Here is a 17,437-nt window from a genome sequence, read left to right on the forward strand (position 1 = left end):
ATACTGAAAAAATGACAGAATTATTAGCTCCTGCGGGAAATATTGAAGCGCTTGATGCTGCTATAGGCGAAGGCGCGGATGCAGTTTATATGGGTTTGAAGAGTTTTAATGCAAGACTTAGGTCTTCAAATTTTGCCTGGAATCAGTTTGAGGCTGCTGTTCAAAGCGTGCATCGGCTTGGCAAGAAAATTTATGTAACTGTAAATACTGTTTGTGAAGAAAACGAAACAGAACGTCTTTATAGATTTCTTTCATATTTAAATAAAATCGGGCCGGATGGAATAATTGTTCAGGATTTTGGTGTAATAAGAATGTGCCAGGAATTTTTTCCGGACTTGGAGCTTCATGCATCAACCCAGATGAATGTGGAAAGCGCGGCGGCTGCAAATCTTTTGTGCAAGCAGGGGGTAAAGCGTGTTGTTGTTGCCCGTGAGCTTGGTCTTGAGGAAATCCGAGCGATAAAATCAAAGACAAATGCCGAAATTGAAATGTTTATTCATGGCGCGCTTTGTGTAAGTGAGTCAGGGCTTTGTCTTTTTTCAAGCTATCTTGGCGGAAAATCAGCTAACCGCGGAGTTTGCACTCAAGCTTGCCGCAGAATTTATTCAGCTGAAATTCCCGGAACTGTTGCGAACGGTTATTATTTTTCACCTTGCGACTTGGAGCTTATTTCCCATGTTCCAGAATTGATGGAAGCCGGAGTTGACAGCTTTAAAATTGAAGGCAGAATGAAAAGCGCAGAATATGTTGGAGCTGTTACCGCTGCCTACCGTTATGTAATGGATCATTGGCACGAAGATAAAAAAGGCTCTATTGCGGAAGGAAAGAGAATTTTAAGCACAGATTTTGCGCGCTCAAAAACCGATTATTGGTACGGCTTTAAATCTGTGGAAGAAGGAGTTGATTCAGCTGGCGAAAAAATTTTGAATCCAAAGCAAGCTGGAGGAACTGGAATTTTCCTTGGAAAAATAAATCAGACAAGACCGGCTTCTGCTTCTGAAAAAGAGCAATATGCATCTTCTTTGGAACGAAAACAAGAGTTTTCTATTCAAATGGCGACAATTTCTGGCGGCGACTACAATCCTGATCCGGGAGACAGCATCCGGCTTCATAAAAAAGATGACACAGGCCGCGAAAGCCACAAAATCCGCGTTCTTTCCGAAGATGAAAAAGGCTCAAGATGGATTGATATCCCTTCTGGATTTTCCAAGGGAGACAGCGTCTATCTTTTGCAGACAAAATCCATGTCCAAGCGTTATAAAAGAGTTCTTCCGTCCGACCTTTCAAAGTTTAGAAAACAGCCCGGTCCGGAACGTCTTCCTGTTTTGGATCTTACTCCGCTTGCAAAAAATGAGCTTAACTGGTTTCCAGAAGGTCTTTATATTCAGGTTTCGACTGTGGCGGACGCGCATATTGTTTCTTCGCTTCATCCTGTGCGGCTTATAATTGAGCTTAATTCTGAAACAAGTTACGACCTTTTAAACAAAGATTCGCCTGCAAAACCATTGCTTCCGTACAGCAAAAAAATGCTTGTGATTTCGCTTGATCCGTTTTTTGCTGAAGGAAAATCAGAGGAATTTGAAAATGTTGTTTCAGTTCTTGTGGAAAAAGGATATTCAACTTTTATTGTAAACAATATTGCGCATATAAATATCCTGAAAAAATACAAGGTGAAGTTGATTGCCGGTCCTTACCTTTATACTTTTAACCGCTGGGCTGTAAGTTTCCTTGAAAACAGCAATATTATGGCATTGCAGTCTCCTGCGGAAAATTCTGAAAAAAATCTTGAAGCCATTTTTGAAAATTCTGCGGAACGCTCGCGCGTTCTAGTTAGCGTTTTCTCTTATCCTGTTTTGTTCCGAATGAGATTCAAGCTTCCGGGCGATTATGATTTTACTTATTTCAGCGACAAGGAAGGCATGGGATTTAAAGTGAATTCAACGCCGGACGGTTCGTTTGTAATGCCGGAATATCCGTTCAGTCTTTTAGACAAAATGGAAACCTTGAAAAGCAAAGGATGGACGCATCAGATCATAGATTTTTCAAAGACAAAAATTTTAAAGAGCGACATAAGAAACCTTGTTTCGATTATCCAAAAGCATGAATTTATAGAAGGAGCTTCCCGCTTTAACTGGAAAAATGGATTTTATAATCCTGAAAAAATGGAAGCTTATCAGGCAGCTCAGGCTAGAAATGCCCAGGCTTCAAAAGACAATAAAAAGCGGAAATAGTTTTTGAAAGAAATGTTATTGGGGCTGTCCAAAAAGAAATGGGCAGCCCTTTTTGAAGTCTGTTAATAACTTCTAGAACAGCCTCTAGATGACTAACTGTCAGGAGAAACAGAGAAATGTCAGATGATTCAAAACTAAGGGCTTACTTGTTTACTGTGGAGATTGACGGAATAGAGACAGCCAGGTTCCAGAAATGCGAGGGGCTTGAGGCCGAGACCTATGTCTATGAAGTTGAAGAGGGAGGCCTGAACCACACCACAAGAAAGTTCAGGGGAAGGACGCGGTTTCCAAATTTAATCCTTGAGAAAGGGATAACTGAGAACGACTCGCTTTTCAACTGGTTCAAGGAGACGTGCCTTGAGAACAAGAAGCTGGAAAGAAAGAACGGGTCAGTGGCGCTAAAAGACACAGAAGGAAACGAAGTGAAAAGATGGAATTTCTTCCGTGCCTTTCCCTGCCGCTGGATAGGTCCGAAGCTGGTGACAAATCTTGGGAGCGACTTTGCGGTTGAAAGAATAGAGATAGCGCACGAAGGTGTCGAAGTTGATAATGATTCTGAACCTTTTGAATTAAAAATTGATACAAGCAAATGGATTGCACAGGTAGGAATCTCAGATATGCCTTTTTTTGATAATTATGGAAATCCAAGCTCTGATCCTTATGTCGTAACCGGACAAAATATTGGAGAACCGGATGTTATTCCCGCATCTACAAAAATAACTGATGCTGCTGAAAATCATTTAGGCGAAGATTACTATGATAGTAATAGCTGTGACGAATGGGCTACAAAAGTAATTAAAGAAGCTGGTTATTATCCGGAAGATTATCAGTTAGAAAATACCGATCAAACCGTAAAACAGCATATAAATGCATTACAAGCTACAGGAGCAGATTACTCTCAAACGTCAGATAATTCTGCTTATGTAGTATTTATGGGAGATGGAACAAAGCCATATACAATAGGACATGAACATGCAGGTTTACTTGTCACAGATTCATCTGGCAAAGTTTCTTTTTATCATTCTTCAGCCAATAATGAAGGTACAGTTTCTATGGTGGAAACTTATGATTCTGTTTCAGAATTTCAGAATGATTTTGCCTATTCATCTTTTTATTACCAGGAGATTAACTAAATGAAAAGCAAGCGATTTTTTTATATTCTTTCTCTTATATGTTTATTTCAATTTCCCTGTAAAGCAGATGATTTTCCATCTACTTCAAAAATCAAAGTTATAAAAAACTATAATACCTACACATTTTTAGATGAAAATGAAAATGTTCTTTTTACAAAACAGTTAAAAAGATTCTATGGATTCACCGAAGGCTATGCTGCTGTAGCACTTATGAATTTTGACAGTGCGATTCTTGATGAAAATGGAAATATATCAGATATTCACTTTGAGCAGTTAGGTCAAAAATTTTCAGAAGGGAAAAATTTCGCAATGTTTTTAGACGGAACGACAGGTGTTATAGATACTAAAGGTAATATTCTTTTTAAGATTAAGGTAGAATTTGATGAATGCGGAGCTCTTGCTGCAACTAATTTTTCAAATGGAAAAGCCTTTGTCAAGGAATCCAGAGAAACAGGAGTAGTCTGGCATTTAATTGATGATAAAGGAAATAAATTAAAAGAATTTAATAATATATCTGGTCTAAGTTATTTTTATAGTGGTTGGATAAAAGTACGAGTTCAAGAAAGTTCGTCCTGGAAATGGAATTACTTAGATAGTAATGGGAATTTTATTTCAACTATTAATTTTGATGATGCTTATAACTTTGTCGATGGAAAAGCTAAAGTTAAAATTGGTATAGAAGAATTTTTCATCAACGAAAATGGCAAACGCTTGATAAATTAATTTCTGATTTATTAGTCTAAAATAAACTTGCTGTTGAACATTAACTTATACACCTGATGGAGAATAGAATGAAAAGAAAAATTTATTTGCTTGCAATTTTGCTAAGCACATTTTCTTTATTTGCTGAAAACAATTTAAGAGACTTGAAATGATATAACGAAAAGCGATATTTTGATGTATTTAAATTCAGAATCAGAATTCATTTTATATGACTATTTTCCACAAGCAATAGAATACAAATCTTACAGAAAGTTGAGGCTGGATAATATGGTAATAGGTGAAACAAGTTTTTGCTCCTCAATAGAAGAGTTAAAAGCCGACGCAATATTTACGTATCATATATATTTCATTGACGGAGAGGATATATATCGGTTTATTCTGCAATGTGGATATTCAGAATCCGAAAAAGAATGTTTGTCTGAATTAACTGATATTTTTGACAAAAAAGATGATGTGCTTTATTGGAAAAGCAAAGACTCCCGCTATGACCTATTTCTTCTGCTGGAAAAAAAAGACGGCAAAATACCAGGTTATCTCTTAGACTTTCAAGAATTATATGAAAATATTTGTTCCAACCTAAAAATCAATGGTAAAACAGTTCAAATAAAATAATTTAATGACTGTCAGGAGAAACAGAACAATGTCAGATGATTCAAAACTAAGGGCTTACCTGTTTACTGTGGAGATTGACGGAATAGAGACAGCGAGGTTCCAGAAGTGCGAGGGGGCTTGAGGCTGAGACCTATGTCTATGAGGTCGAGGGCTGGTTCAAGGAGACGTGCCTTGAGAACAAGAAGCTGGAAAGAAAGAACGGGTCGGTGGTGCTAAAAGACACAGAGGGGAACGAGGTGAAAAGATGGAATTTCTACCGTGCCTTTCCATGCCGGTGGATAGGACCAAAACTGGTTACAAATCTTGGGAGCGACTTTGCAGTTGAAAGAATAGAGATAGCGCACGAAGGCCTGTCTGTAGACGGAAACTAGGAGGAGATGTTATGGCACTTGAAAAAAGCAGTTATCACAAATATGGATACCAACGAAGAAATTGAGGTTATGTTCAATCCTAAAGAATATGTCGTAGAGAAAAAGACTCCGTGGTCTGAAATTAATGTGTTCGGGCTTGACTCGCCCCCCTGTGCAGTTTACAATGGGCGAGAGAAAACGGCTTTCCATGGAATTGTTTTTCGATACCTTTGAGGAAATGGCAGATGTCCGTCAATACACATCAAAAGTTGAAGAGCTGATGCTGGTAAATGCACAGGAGCACAGGCCTCCTGTATTAAGATTCAGCTGGAGCAGCCTTAGCTTTGACTGTGTCTTAGAAGATCTTGTCCAGAGGTTCACAGTCTTTGGTGATGACGGAACTCCCCTCAGGGCTATATGCAAAGTTGTCTTCAAGGAATATGCGACAGCCACAACACAGCTTTCAAATACAAGAAGAGAATCAGCAGACCATACAAAGCGGATGGCTTTAAGGGAGGGTGAAACCTTGTCCTCATTGTCAGCAAGAGAATACAATGACTGCAGGAAATGGAGAGTCATTGCAGATGCCAACAACATAGATGATCCTGAGAATCTGGCCGCAGGAACTATAGTAGAACTGCCGCCACTATATTAGATGGTGAGATTTTTAGTAACTTATGAAGCTCATTAAAGAGATGGAAAATACGGCAGAAAGCTTGCTTTTTCTTTTATAAAGCTGTTGGAAGCCGAACCGTCTGAAATGTATGTGCTAAAAAAGTTTTGGAGAAGAGATGAAAAAAAAGAAGTTAAAAATTTGCTTATTTTTTGTTGTTGTAAGTTTAATACTAAGCTGTAAGAACAATAAAAAATCAATACCGAAAATTAAATATGATATTTCAAAAGAAACTATAAATATATCAAGCCAAGATGATTCATTTCAAAATTTATTAAATTCAGTTTCTATTGAAAAATATAAAGATGAGAGTGTTTCAAAAATAGGTATTTTTTCTATTGTAAATTTATTCGATAATGAAGCCATTATTGATAATTTTGAAAGCTATCTTTCTAATCAAGAGAAAGATATTTATATTGGCATATATACTTTATTGGAACCGCAGACAGAATTTGTTAGAATAGATGACAATGAGCAGCTGTTTTATCAATATTTTACTATTGTAAATTTTGATGAAAATAGACGGATGTTAATTACGTTTTGGAAATACAATCCAAAATATAATAATAAATTTGAATACATTTTTGAAAATAAAAATAAAAGAATAAAAATATTAATGGAGAAAAAAGATGCCGCAAGCTATGCCATTACAAGAAGTTAGAGTGATAGGTGTTTGCTCTGAAAAATCAAAGGGTGAATGGGAAGAAATAAAAAAAGGTCAATCAATGACTCGTCACTCTCATGGTGGCTCTTTTTTACGAATTGCTACTGTTGACATTGGATATGGACATTCTGGTGTTGAAAAAATGAATTCATCCCAATTAAAACAATATGATAGCTCTATAGAAACAGATAGCTCAGGAATTGCCTTTGCGTTTATAAAATATTGGAATGCAGATGGATATAATGGTGGAAATTTTACATACGAAAATGATACATTGACCGGAACTTATTGTACAAAATCGACACGTTTGTTAATACAGTCATAAATACAGTCTAATAAAACTATCTGATTAATACTATAAAATTTTTTTGCAAAAGTAATAAAAAAAACATAATATATAAGCAACCATATAGAATGAACCAGAATATAAGAAAGAAACTAGAGGCTTATTATATTTCAAGCGTTTAGAATATATAATGGCAATATAAATCCGCCGCCTGCTTCGGCAACTACAGATAGAACCGAACATAGAGACTATTATGCTGATTTAGTTATAGAATTAGGAAGTGATTAAGTATGAATAAGAAGTTCCTACTTTCTTTTATTATATTGTGTTCAGTCTTTGTTTCATGCATTTCAATGTCAGACACCCAAAAAAATGAATTAATAATTTTAAATCCTACACTATTCCATAATGAGGATAATTTTGTATTTATCGGAAAAATAAATTTATCAACAAACAGATTTGTGGAAATTTATTTTACAGAATATTTATTTGCTAATAACAGGGCAACTTATAGATTAGTATTTTTTGACAATAACAATTCAATTTCATGTTATAAAATTGAAGATAAGCCAATTTTAATAAATAATATTCTAGTATTTCCATATAAAAAGGAACTTGGAAACGAAATAAAGATAAAGGATAATATTCCGAATAATATATATTTAAATGGAGAAATAATAGAATTACTTATAATAAGATAACTATCAAGTAAAGCAGTTCTTAAAGCTAACGAGTTGCTGTTACAAATTACATCTAACGAATAAAATAGTTTAATGATTGTCAGGAGAAACAGAGAAATGTCAGATGATTCAAAACTAAGAGCCTACTTGTTCACTGTGGAAATCGACGGAATAGAGACAGCGAGGTTCCAGAAATGCGAGGGGCTTGAGGCTGAGACCTATGTCTATGAAGTTGAAGAGGGAGGCCTGAACCACAACACAAGAAAGTTCAGGGGAAGGACGCGGTTTCCAAATTTAATCCTTGAGAAAGGGATAACTGAGAACGACTCGCTTTTCAACTGGTTCAAGGAGACGTGCCTTGAGAACAAGAAGCTGGAAAGAAAGAACGGGTCAGTGGCGCTAAAAGACACAGAAGGAAACGAAGTGAAAAGATGGAATTTCTTCCGTGCCTTTCCCTGCCGCTGGATAGGACCGAAGCTGGTGACAAATCTTGGGAGCGACTTTGCGGTTGAAAGAATAGGGATAGCGCACGAAGGTGTCGAAGTTGATAATGATTTGGCAGAAGTTAGCTATGGTATAGCAACTCCAGTTGGCAAAACTTGGAATGATGCTCAGTACGTTACAAGTGTTTGGGGAAAACGAAATTCATTTATTGTAGATAACGGTGAGAAAACTTTATCTGGTCATAATGGAATGGATTTTGCAGCTCCTCAAGGGACAAGAATAAATGCAGTAAAATCAGGTACAGTTAGTAAAGTCGAAAATGATGAAAAAAATATTCATGGTTATGGTAAATATATTGTAATTACTCATGAAGACGGAACAAGTACCTTATATGCTCATCAAAGTAAAATAATTGTTTATGAAGGAGAAACTGTTGAGGCAGGAGAAAAAATAGGAGAAGTCGGAAAAACGGGTAAAGTAACAGGTCCGCATTTGCATCTTGGTTATGATGGAAATAAAAATGGAAAATTTACTAATAGCGAACAACTCGATGATCCAGCTAAATTATTATATTCGGATGGTAATTAATGAAAAAAAAATTATTTATCTTATTTTTATTTATTTTAGGATTTTTTTCATTATATGCAGAACAAAGCATTGAAATTTCTGGCAAAATAATACATCTTGAAGATTCATTAGAAAAAATAAAAGAAAAATTCGGTTCTGAAGAGGAATATTTTGAAATTCCTTTTGAATATAATTCTGATTGGGATTCTGTTTGCTATAGATATGAAAATTTTACTGTTTATACATATCGAGTAACAGAAATGCCATATTGTATTGCAGTATTTGGAAATGATTTCGTTTTAGATATTAATAACAAAAAAATAAATGGCAATTCAAAAAAACAGGAAATCGAATCTCTTCTTGGGGAAGAACTTGAATTTGACTATAAAGATAAAAACAATAATTTATCATATATCCATTATTTACCCGATTTCATAGAAGTCGCTTTTGTATTTGATGAGAATGAAGTATTACAAAAATTTTGTCTTCAATATGTACCCATGGATTAAAGTAATTGTTTGAAATATTTTTTTTAAGCAGAACAACAACTTATTTATCATTCCAAGCTGATGCTTCACGGCTCTATTTTATAAAGGAGATTAAATTACAATATGATACAGATATTGTATTCTTAAAACCAATGAATTGCCGCAAAGTGGTGAAATCAGAAGATTAAGATTTTAGAGGTAATTATGAAATATTTTAATAAAGTCGTTGCTGTCGTTTTTTTGTTATTTGTAAACTTTATTAATGTTTATTCAAATGAGTATTTGAATAAATTTTTCGGTGAACAGAAGTATATTGTAAAAGAAATTTTTATTGGAAACAAACAAATGCTTTTTGCAGGCACATGCAAAAATTTTTCAAAACAGATATATGATAAAGCAATTATTTATGAAATACAGAATAATGATGATTTTATACCTCATATTACGTTTACTGAAAATAAAATTTCAACTGTTAATTCTATTCTTTTTTCATCTTACATAAAAGGAAAAAAGTTTTATGGCTGGAAAATTGTAATTACAGAAAAAGATGGTTACATCGATACAGATTATTATGCTGAAAATGGAAAGAATGTGGCAGATGGAATTTCAATATATTGGGATAATGCTAATAAAGAATTTAAACAATCTGAATTTGATACGAGTCAATTATAATGAAAATTATCTTTCTTTTAATACTACTTAGTTTTGGAATAATTTATGCAGAAAGTTTTACGAATACTCAAAAGTTTGATAAAAATTCTATAAGAAACCTCAGCATTTCTTTGAAGTACGAGAGCTTGTATATTTCAAATACAAAGGGAAATGAAATATTTATCACCATTGAAGCAAATAAACAAGGCTTGCTTCCTGAAATCATTGTTCAGAATGATTGTTTTGCGGTAAAAACTGTGGCAGATAAACCTTTGGATAATTTTTTGTGTGATGTAAATATCTTTATTCCTGACAATTATGATTTAAATTCATTGTTTATAGAAAATAATATGGGGAAGACAAATATAGAAAATACCAGTGCGAAATTGATGAAAATTGAGACAGAAGGACAAAACAACTATAGCAATCTTAATGCCGATTCTTTTGAGCTGAATGATATGGGAGATAGTAACAGTATTATCAAAAATTTGAACTGCAATTATTTTAAAATAAACAGATTTATGGGAAAGACTCAGTTATCTCTAAAACATCCTCCTTTAACTGAATCAAGCATAAGGGCTAAAAATGGAGAAATAGAAATTTCTTTAGAGGAAAATGAGAGTTATTCTTTCTTTGTAAAGTCTTTTAATTCAAAATTAATAAACCGATTTAACAACACTGAGACAGCTTATATTCGTGATGGAAAGAAGATAGTTCAAAATAAAGGAAGCTCCTTTATAAATATTCAAACCCACACTGGAAACATAATTTTAGCAAGAGATTGAATTATCTTCCAAATCTAACGAAAATGAATTAAATAAGACAATTTAATAACTGTCAGGAGAAACAGAGAAATGTCAGATGATTCAAAACTAAGGGCTTACTTGTTTACTGTGGAGATTGACGGAATAGAGACAGCGAGGTTCCAGAAATGCGAGGGGCTTGAGGCTGAGACCTATGTCTATGAAGTTGAAGAGGGAGGCCTGAACCACACCACAAGAAAGTTCAGGGGAAGGACTCGGTTTCCAAATTTAATCCTTGAGAAAGGGATAACTGAGAACGACTCGCTTTTCAACTGGTTCAAGGAGACGTGCCTTGAGAACAAGAAGCTGGAAAGAAAGAACGGGTCAGTGGTGCTAAAAGACACAGAAGGAAACGAAGTGAAAAGATGGAATTTCTTCCGTGCCTTTCCATGCCGGTGGATAGGACCAAAACTGGTTACAAATCTTGGGAGCGACTTTGCGGTTGAAAGAATAGAGATAGCGCACGAAGGAATTGAAGTTGATAATGATTCTGAATCGCAAGAAAACGATAATTGGTTTCATATTGGGAAGAATATGTCTGAAGAAACGAATTTTATTGGAACAGAAGAATCTTCTGCAGATGAATTGGAAGATAATAATATTCCGCAGTTAAATGGTAGTGCAGATCAATTTGCAACAAATATGGAAGACTTAGTGGGAACTCCCTATGTTTGGGGAGGAAATACTCCTGAAAATGGTGGTATGGATTGTTCCGGATCCATAATCTATGGACTCAATAAAATGGGTAATGATATACTAGATCAATCAGCTAGTGATTTATATAATAATTATACTGAACCTGCTACTGGAAATGTGCAACGAGGTGATTTGCGATTTTTAAGAGATTCTGATGGAAATATTACACATGTCCAGACAATAACAGATGTAAATGGAACTAGAGTTAATGCAAGTGGTGGACCGGAAAATAGCATAGAAAATCCAGGGATTATAGAATTACTAGATCCGCCTTTGCCAACATCAGGTGATATTAGACGATTACATTTTTAGGTGATATCAATGAATATATTATTTAGAAAAATTAGTTTAGGAATTTTAATTTTATTTATTTTTAGTAGTTATTGCTATTCTGAAAATGAAAAAAAATTTCTTAATAATTTTTTCGATGGAGATGAATACCAAATTCAGCATGTTCTTATCTGTGGAAATGACATGAATCTTGCAATAAAATATAAAGACTCTTCACGGTTTATCGTTGAGAAAGCTATCATTTATCAATTAGAAAAAAATACTATAATTCCGCACATAAAATTTACTAAAGATAAGATAGAAATTAAAAATGAAGCAGTTTTTTCTTCGAATATTAAAGGAAAAGATTTTTACGGTTGGAAAATCAAAATTACCGAGAAGTCTGGATTCATTAGAACAACATATTATTGCGAGAATGGTAAAAATATAGCTGATGGAATATCTTTATTTTGGGATAAGAATAGAAACACTTTTATTAAATATGAAATAGATAGAAGTCAATGGTGAGCATATAGGCGAGAGGGAAAGAATTCGGGGTTAAATTGACGCTTACAAACAGTTCCTAAAGCCAATGAGTTGCTGACACCTGATGGAGAATAGAATGAAAAGAAAAATTTATTTGCTTGCAATTTTGCTAAGCACATTTTCTTTGTTTGCTGAAAACAATTTAAGAGACTTGATTGGAAATAACGCTCAAGACTTAAAAACACTGTCAAAAAAAGAGCCTATATTCGGAGCAGATTCAAAAATTGTTTACAGGATTGATGCAAAAAAATAAATGATTTAAAAAACGAAAGACCGTATCTGCTTTCACATTGCATCAAAAATTATTTAGACAAATACAATGATATAACGAAAAGCGATATTTTGATGTATTTAAATTCAGAATCAGAATTCATTTTATATGACTATTTTCCACAAGCCATAGAATACAAATCTTACACTAAGTTGAGGCTGGATAATATGGTAATAGGTGAAACAAGTTTTTGCTCCTCAATAGAAGAGTTAAAAGCCGACGCAATATTTACGTATCATATATATTTCATTGACGGAGAGGATATATATCAGTTCTATATTAATTATATATGTTCAGAATCCGAAAAAGAATGTTTGTCTGAATTAACTGATATTTTTGACAAAAAAGATGATGTGCTTTATTGGAAAAGCAAAGACTCCCGCTATGACCTATTTCTTCTGCTGGAAAAAAAAGACGGCAAAATACCATGTTATCTCTTGGATTTTCAAGAATTATATGAAAATATTTGTTCTAACCTAAAAATCAATGGTAAAACAGTTCAAATAAGACAATTTAATGATTGTCAGGAGAAACAGAGAAATGTCAGATGATTCAAAACTAAGGCTATGAATTTAAATTGATGACTTTTTGTTTTTTTCTTGCAATGCCCGGGCGGGACTTGCCCGGTAAGAGTTTTATAAAAAACTATTCGTTCCTTACGATTTTTGCGGCGGCAACAAGGTTTTTAAGGCTGGCAACTGTTTCTTTTTCGCCGCGGGTCTTGAGTCCGCAGTCCGGATTTATCCAGAGCTTCTGTTTCGGAACGTAATTTTCCATTTTTTTAACGGCAGAAACGATTTCTTCTACGGTTGGAACGCGAGGGCTGTGGATGTCGTAAACGCCCGGGCCAACCTGCGTGCGGAAATTGTTTTCCTTAAGAGCGGAAAGAATTGTAAGGTCTCCGCGGCTTGCTTCAAATGTGATTACGTCCGCGTCCATGTTGTCAATGTCTTTGATAATGTCGTTGAATTCGCTGTAGCACATGTGTGTATGAATCTGGGTTTCTGGTCTTACGCCGGAATGTACAAGGCGGAACGCCGGGATTGCCCAGTCAAGGTATTCTGTGTGCCAGTCTGAATGTCGCAGCGGAAGTTTTTCGCGCAATGCGGCTTCATCAATCTGGATGATTTTGATTCCGTTCTTTTCAAGGTCAAGAACTTCTTCCCGGATTGCAAGCGCAATCTGCAGAACTTGTGTCTTTAGGCTGATGTCCTCGCGCGGGAATGACCAGTTCAAGATTGTTACCGGTCCTGTTAACATTCCTTTTACCGGAGCGCTTGTGCAGCTCTGCGCAAATGTCGACCATTCAACTGTGATGGCTGATTTTCTTGAAACGTCGCCCCATACTACCGGCGGTTTTACGCAGCGTGTTCCGTAAGACTGAACCCACGCTTTTTCTGTAAAGAGGAATCCTTCAAGGTTTTCGCCAAAGTATTCAACCATGTCGTTTCGTTCGTATTCGCCGTGAACAAGAACGTCAAGACCAAGCTCTTCCTGAAGCTTAATGCATTCCGCAATCTTGTTTTTGTTGAATTCCTTGTACTGCCCGGCTGTAATCTGGTCTTTTTTGAATGCGCTGCGGTTTGCGCGAACATCTTTTGTCTGCGGAAATGAGCCGATTGTTGTTGTAGGGAACAGCGGCAGGTTCAGGGCATTTTTCTGGATTTCCTCGCGTTCTTCAAATGCAGGAAGACGAGTGTAGTCCTTTTCGCCAAGTCCGTTGATTTTTGAGGCAAGCACAGAATTTTCCTGGACGCGTTCGTTCTTGAACAAATCCTGGTTTCTGTTAAAAAGATTTGAATTAGGGTCTTTTCCGTCGATAATCCGGGAAAGATCTGTAAGCTCAAATAGTTTTTCGCGCGCAAAAGAAAAGTGCTTTAGAATATCGCTTGAAAGTTTGATTTCGTTTCTGATTGTGTAAGGAACGTGGAGCAGCGAGCATGAGGTTGAAAGAACTACTTCCGCTTCTGTGGCCGCCTTGATTTTGTTCACAAGTTCAATTGTTTTTGCGTAGTTGTTTTTCCAGATGTTTTTTCCGTTTACAACACCGGCAAAAAGAATTTTGTCCTTAGGGAAACCTTCTTTCTGAAGAAGATTCAAAGTTTCTTTTCCTTCTATAAAATCAAGTCCTATGGCATCGAACGGAAGTTCTGTGACAGTCTTGTAGCTGTCGCGGATGTCGCCGAAATATGTCTCAAGAAGTACGCTCAGTTTTTTTTCGTCAAGCACGATTTTGTAGAGTTTTTCAAAAAGAACTCTGTCGTCGGCTGTTGTGTCATGAACAAGGGCAGGCTCTTCAATCTGAACCCATTTTGCGCCGGCTTCCGCAGCTTTCGCCAGAAGCTCCTTGTAAAGATTTGCGGCTTTTTCCGCATAGGCGCATAAATTTTTTGTTCCCTTATAGTGCGCAAGCTTAAGGAATGTGTATGGACCGATTACATTTATTTTTGTCTCTGTGCCTGTTTCTTTTGCCTCGTTGAATTCTTCAAGAATTTTTGTTGCGTCCAAAGCAAGTTCAGTGCTGTCGTCAAATTCCGGCACAATGTAGTGGTAGTTTGTATTGAACCATTTTTTCATTGGAAGAGCCGTAACGTCGTTTCCGCCTTCCTGATAGCCGCGCGCCATCGCAAAGAACGTGTCGAGTTTTGAAAGTCCGAGTTTTTTGTATCTTTCCGGAATAGCTCCAAGCATAAAGGCAGTGTCGAGCATTCCGTCATAAAAAGAAAAGTCGTTTGAAGAAATAAAATCAATTCCGTCGTTTTTCTGAGTGTGCCAGTTTGAAAGCTTAAGCTCATGGGCGACTTTGTTCAATTCTTCCTGAGAAATTTCTTTTGCAAAATATTTTTCAGAGGCGAATTTAAGTTCGCGCAAAGAACCAATTCTAGGATAACCAATTACAGATATACGTGTTTTACTCATAGCCAAAATATAATTGAATTAAAAAAAAATGAAAAATATAAGTTTTTTACAGTTTAATATAGGTTTAAACTATGGCAAGTACAGAATAGCAGCATGCCCCTACAGCAATTAAAATATGTAGTGGCAGTTTCAGAAGAAGGCAGTGTTTCAGCAACTGCATAACACCTGTTTATTTCTCAGCCAAGTCTTACACAGGCAATCCATCAGCTAGAAAATAAAAATTTTTTCACATACGAACAAAGGTGTTGAAACAACCAATGAGGGCAAAATATTCATTAGATATGCACAGAAGGTTATAGAACAGGCAGACCTTCTTGAAGAAACTTATACAACCGAGCCATTTCGAGCAAAAACAGGGTATAATGAATATAATTTTTTATAAAAAAAAGCCGTTTTTTTCCAAAAATCATTTATTCGATGATAAAAATCTGTTACTATCCGCATTAACGCTGAAAAAAAACAGGGTTCTCTGTGCAGCGCGCGGCCAAAAAAGGCTGTTATCTGACATTACAGGAGATATGTAATGTTTAACCGCAAAGACTACGTTAGCGACAAAGACTGGTCCCGTTTTTTAGAGTTCTCAAAGGATTTAGAAACTCCGAATATCGTAATTAACCTTAACAAAGTTAAAAAGAATTTTTTAACCCTTAAGGACTCTTTTCCTTATGCGAGAATTTTCTATGCAATAAAGGCAAATCCCGGAGAACCTGTCCTCGAGCTTCTTTCGGATTTGGGCTCAAACTTCGATATAGCCTCAAGATACGAACTTGACTTGATTTCAAAATTTAACGTTTCGCCCGACAGACTTTCCTACGGAAACACAATCAAAAAAGCAAAAGACATAAAATATTTTTACGACAAAGGCGTCCGAATGTTCGCAACCGACAGCCGCGACGATTTAAAGAACATTGCGGAATTCGCGCCGGGAAGCAAAATCTATGTGCGCATCCTCGTTGAAAATTCCGCCACAGCAGACTGGCCTCTTTCCAGAAAATTCGGCTGCCACCCGGACATGGCTTACGACCTGATTGTAATGGCCCGCGACCTTGGGCTTGTTCCTTACGGAATCAGTTTTCATGTCGGAAGCCAGCAGCGCGACATTGGACAATGGAACGACGCAATCGCAAAGGCAAAATATCTTTTTAATTCGCTTGAAGAAGAAGAATCTATCAAACTTTCAATGATAAACATGGGAGGCGGATTTCCAGCGTCATACATCGATCCAACGAACGACCTTAGCGTTTACGCTTCAGAAATCTCACGCTACCTTCACGATGACTTTGGAGATGAAATTCCACAGATAATCCTCGAGCCGGGCCGCTCACTCGTAGGCGACAGCGGAATCCTCACAAGCGAAGTAATTCTGACTTCACGAAAAAACAACACCGCCCTTGCACGCTGGGTTTACCTTGACTCAGGAAAATTCAACGGACTTATAGAAACTCTCGACGAATCCATAAAATACCCGGTAATAACAAGCCAGGACGCTCCCGAAAAAAAAGAAGGCGAAGTAATCATCGCCGGCCCAACCTGCGACAGCATGGACATAATGTACGAAAACGCAAAGTACAAGCTTCCAGTTTCGCTAAAAGCAGGAGACAAAGTTTACTGGCTTTCAACAGGAGCCTACACCTCCACTTATGCCTCGGTCGCATTCAATGGATTTCCTCCGATAAAAACCTATTTTATGTAAAAAATGCCTGCAAAAGGCAGTTTTTAAATTTTTGGGCGTTACCCGTAAAAACGGGTCGCGCTTTCCATGGCTACGACGCCTTACGCGTCTTCGGTGCCATGCACTTGCTTCGCAACCATTCCAATCGCTAACGCATAAATCCTAAAAACAAATTTCAACCCATTGCAACAACGAAAGTAAAAATTTATAATGTTTTCATGTCAGAAAATCTTATAGAAAAATTTGTGGATAATGATTCGCTCAAGGCATTGAAAAATCTTATCGAATCAACTTCGGATAATGCGGCTCTTTCTTCTTCTGTACAGTTTGCAGATATTTTTGACGCAGGACAGGCATTCAAAGAAATCGCTGATAAAAATTCAGATGCGGAATCAAAACTCGTTTCCAGCTTTAACAATAACCTTGTGCTTTTGATTCAGAAAACCTGGGTTGAAAAATCTGACGAAGAACTTAAGGCGCAAATTCTTTATCAGCTTGAAGAATTCCGCATTCAGCTAAATTCAAAAGATTATATCAAGGCTTATCCTCAGTTTTTTTCTATATTAGACAATGTTGTTTACCTTATGTTCGGAAATCAGGCAAAGGCAAAAGATTTTCCAGAATACGCGCTTAGAATCGATCCGGAATTTGGAATTTTCTGGTGGTATGTAAAAAGCCTTCCGCGGGATGCGCAGTGGTCAAGTGAACGCTCAAGAATTGCCATTTTGCTTGGAATTTATTTTTTGGCAAACTATTAG

General features: G+C 36.4%; 20 protein-coding genes. 19 read left to right on the plus strand and 1 reads right to left on the minus strand.

Translation table 11 applies throughout. The features are described 5' to 3' along the window. Nucleotides 1-11: 11 nt before the first annotated feature. The 17 genes from TRESU_RS01240 (at nt 12) to TRESU_RS01315 (ending at nt 12,639) form a co-directional block, all read left to right on the plus strand. Nucleotides 12-2,231 carry a peptidase U32 family protein gene (locus TRESU_RS01240; protein WP_013700512.1) on the plus strand — a complete coding sequence of 740 codons (2,220 nt, stop codon included), beginning with the start codon at nt 12-14 and terminating at the stop codon, nt 2,229-2,231. A gap of 116 nt (nt 2,232-2,347) precedes the next feature. Continuing rightward, entirely contained in the window at nt 2,348-3,364 is a 1,017-nt protein-coding gene (locus TRESU_RS14550; protein WP_013700513.1) for a phage tail protein, read from the plus strand. Further along, the gene (locus tag TRESU_RS01250) at nt 3,365-4,087 is read left to right on the plus strand and encodes a WG repeat-containing protein (RefSeq protein WP_013700514.1); all 723 of its coding nucleotides are present in this window, start codon (nt 3,365-3,367) and stop codon (nt 4,085-4,087) included. Nucleotides 4,088-4,354: 267 nt separating this feature from the next. Then, nucleotides 4,355-4,699 (plus strand): hypothetical protein, encoded by a 345-nt coding sequence (locus TRESU_RS01255; protein ID WP_013700515.1) that lies wholly within the window; start codon nt 4,355-4,357, stop codon nt 4,697-4,699. 185 nt (nt 4,700-4,884) lie between these two features. Next, complete coding sequence (locus tag TRESU_RS15420; RefSeq protein ID WP_245535741.1) at nt 4,885-5,070, plus strand: phage tail protein; 186 nt, start codon at nt 4,885-4,887, stop codon at nt 5,068-5,070. 163 nt (nt 5,071-5,233) lie between these two features. Then, nucleotides 5,234-5,704: a CIS tube protein gene (locus tag TRESU_RS01265; RefSeq protein WP_245535683.1), complete on the plus strand. Its 471-nt coding sequence runs from the start codon at nt 5,234-5,236 to the stop codon at nt 5,702-5,704. Nucleotides 5,705-5,840: 136 nt separating this feature from the next. Continuing rightward, nucleotides 5,841-6,383 (plus strand): hypothetical protein, encoded by a 543-nt coding sequence (locus tag TRESU_RS01270; protein WP_013700517.1) that lies wholly within the window; start codon nt 5,841-5,843, stop codon nt 6,381-6,383. Beyond that, nucleotides 6,352-6,711: a YolA family protein gene (locus TRESU_RS01275; protein ID WP_013700518.1), complete on the plus strand. Its 360-nt coding sequence runs from the start codon at nt 6,352-6,354 to the stop codon at nt 6,709-6,711. Before TRESU_RS01270 ends, TRESU_RS01275 begins: the two co-directional genes overlap by 32 nt. A 251-nt stretch (nt 6,712-6,962) precedes the next feature. After that, the gene (locus TRESU_RS01280) at nt 6,963-7,373 is read left to right on the plus strand and encodes a hypothetical protein (protein ID WP_013700519.1); all 411 of its coding nucleotides are present in this window, start codon (nt 6,963-6,965) and stop codon (nt 7,371-7,373) included. Nucleotides 7,374-7,469: 96 nt separating this feature from the next. Then, on the plus strand, nt 7,470-8,384 hold the full coding sequence (locus TRESU_RS14560; protein ID WP_013700520.1) for a phage tail protein: 915 nt from the start codon (nt 7,470-7,472) through the stop codon (nt 8,382-8,384). Beyond that, nucleotides 8,384-8,872 (plus strand): hypothetical protein, encoded by a 489-nt coding sequence (locus tag TRESU_RS01290; protein ID WP_013700521.1) that lies wholly within the window; start codon nt 8,384-8,386, stop codon nt 8,870-8,872. Before TRESU_RS14560 ends, TRESU_RS01290 begins: the two co-directional genes overlap by 1 nt. A 183-nt stretch (nt 8,873-9,055) precedes the next feature. Beyond that, entirely contained in the window at nt 9,056-9,523 is a 468-nt protein-coding gene (locus tag TRESU_RS01295; protein WP_013700522.1) for a hypothetical protein, read from the plus strand. Further along, complete coding sequence (locus TRESU_RS01300) at nt 9,523-10,287, plus strand: DUF4097 family beta strand repeat-containing protein (protein WP_013700523.1); 765 nt, start codon at nt 9,523-9,525, stop codon at nt 10,285-10,287. The genes TRESU_RS01295 and TRESU_RS01300 overlap by 1 nt, the downstream gene beginning before the upstream one ends. Before the next feature lie 69 nt (nt 10,288-10,356). Continuing rightward, a complete protein-coding gene (locus TRESU_RS14565; protein WP_013700524.1) occupies nt 10,357-11,313 on the plus strand; it encodes a phage tail protein in 957 nt (318 codons plus the stop codon). Nucleotides 11,314-11,322: 9 nt separating this feature from the next. Further along, entirely contained in the window at nt 11,323-11,799 is a 477-nt protein-coding gene (locus TRESU_RS01310) for a hypothetical protein (protein WP_013700525.1), read from the plus strand. Nucleotides 11,800-11,893: 94 nt separating this feature from the next. Then, nucleotides 11,894-12,070, plus strand: a complete 177-nt coding sequence (locus TRESU_RS15040; RefSeq protein ID WP_013700526.1) for a hypothetical protein — start codon at nt 11,894-11,896, stop codon at nt 12,068-12,070. 185 nt (nt 12,071-12,255) lie between these two features. Beyond that, nucleotides 12,256-12,639 (plus strand): hypothetical protein, encoded by a 384-nt coding sequence (locus TRESU_RS01315; RefSeq protein WP_013700527.1) that lies wholly within the window; start codon nt 12,256-12,258, stop codon nt 12,637-12,639. A gap of 94 nt (nt 12,640-12,733) precedes the next feature. On the opposite strand, the gene metE is transcribed toward TRESU_RS01315, so the two are convergent. Beyond that, nucleotides 12,734-15,007, minus strand: coding sequence for a 5-methyltetrahydropteroyltriglutamate--homocysteine S-methyltransferase (gene metE / locus TRESU_RS01320; protein WP_013700528.1), 2,274 nt, complete (start codon nt 15,005-15,007; stop codon nt 12,734-12,736). Between the two features lie 523 nt (nt 15,008-15,530). Between metE and TRESU_RS01330 the strand changes: the two genes are divergently transcribed. Together TRESU_RS01330 and TRESU_RS01335 are read left to right on the plus strand one after the other, a co-directional pair. Continuing rightward, nucleotides 15,531-16,700: a type III PLP-dependent enzyme gene (locus TRESU_RS01330; RefSeq protein ID WP_013700529.1), complete on the plus strand. Its 1,170-nt coding sequence runs from the start codon at nt 15,531-15,533 to the stop codon at nt 16,698-16,700. A 197-nt stretch (nt 16,701-16,897) separates the two neighbouring features. Beyond that, nucleotides 16,898-17,437 (plus strand): hypothetical protein, encoded by a 540-nt coding sequence (locus TRESU_RS01335; RefSeq protein ID WP_013700530.1) that lies wholly within the window; start codon nt 16,898-16,900, stop codon nt 17,435-17,437.

This window comes from Treponema succinifaciens DSM 2489, from assembly GCF_000195275.1.
Taxonomy (GTDB): Bacteria; Spirochaetota; Spirochaetia; order Treponematales; family Treponemataceae; genus Treponema_D; species Treponema_D succinifaciens.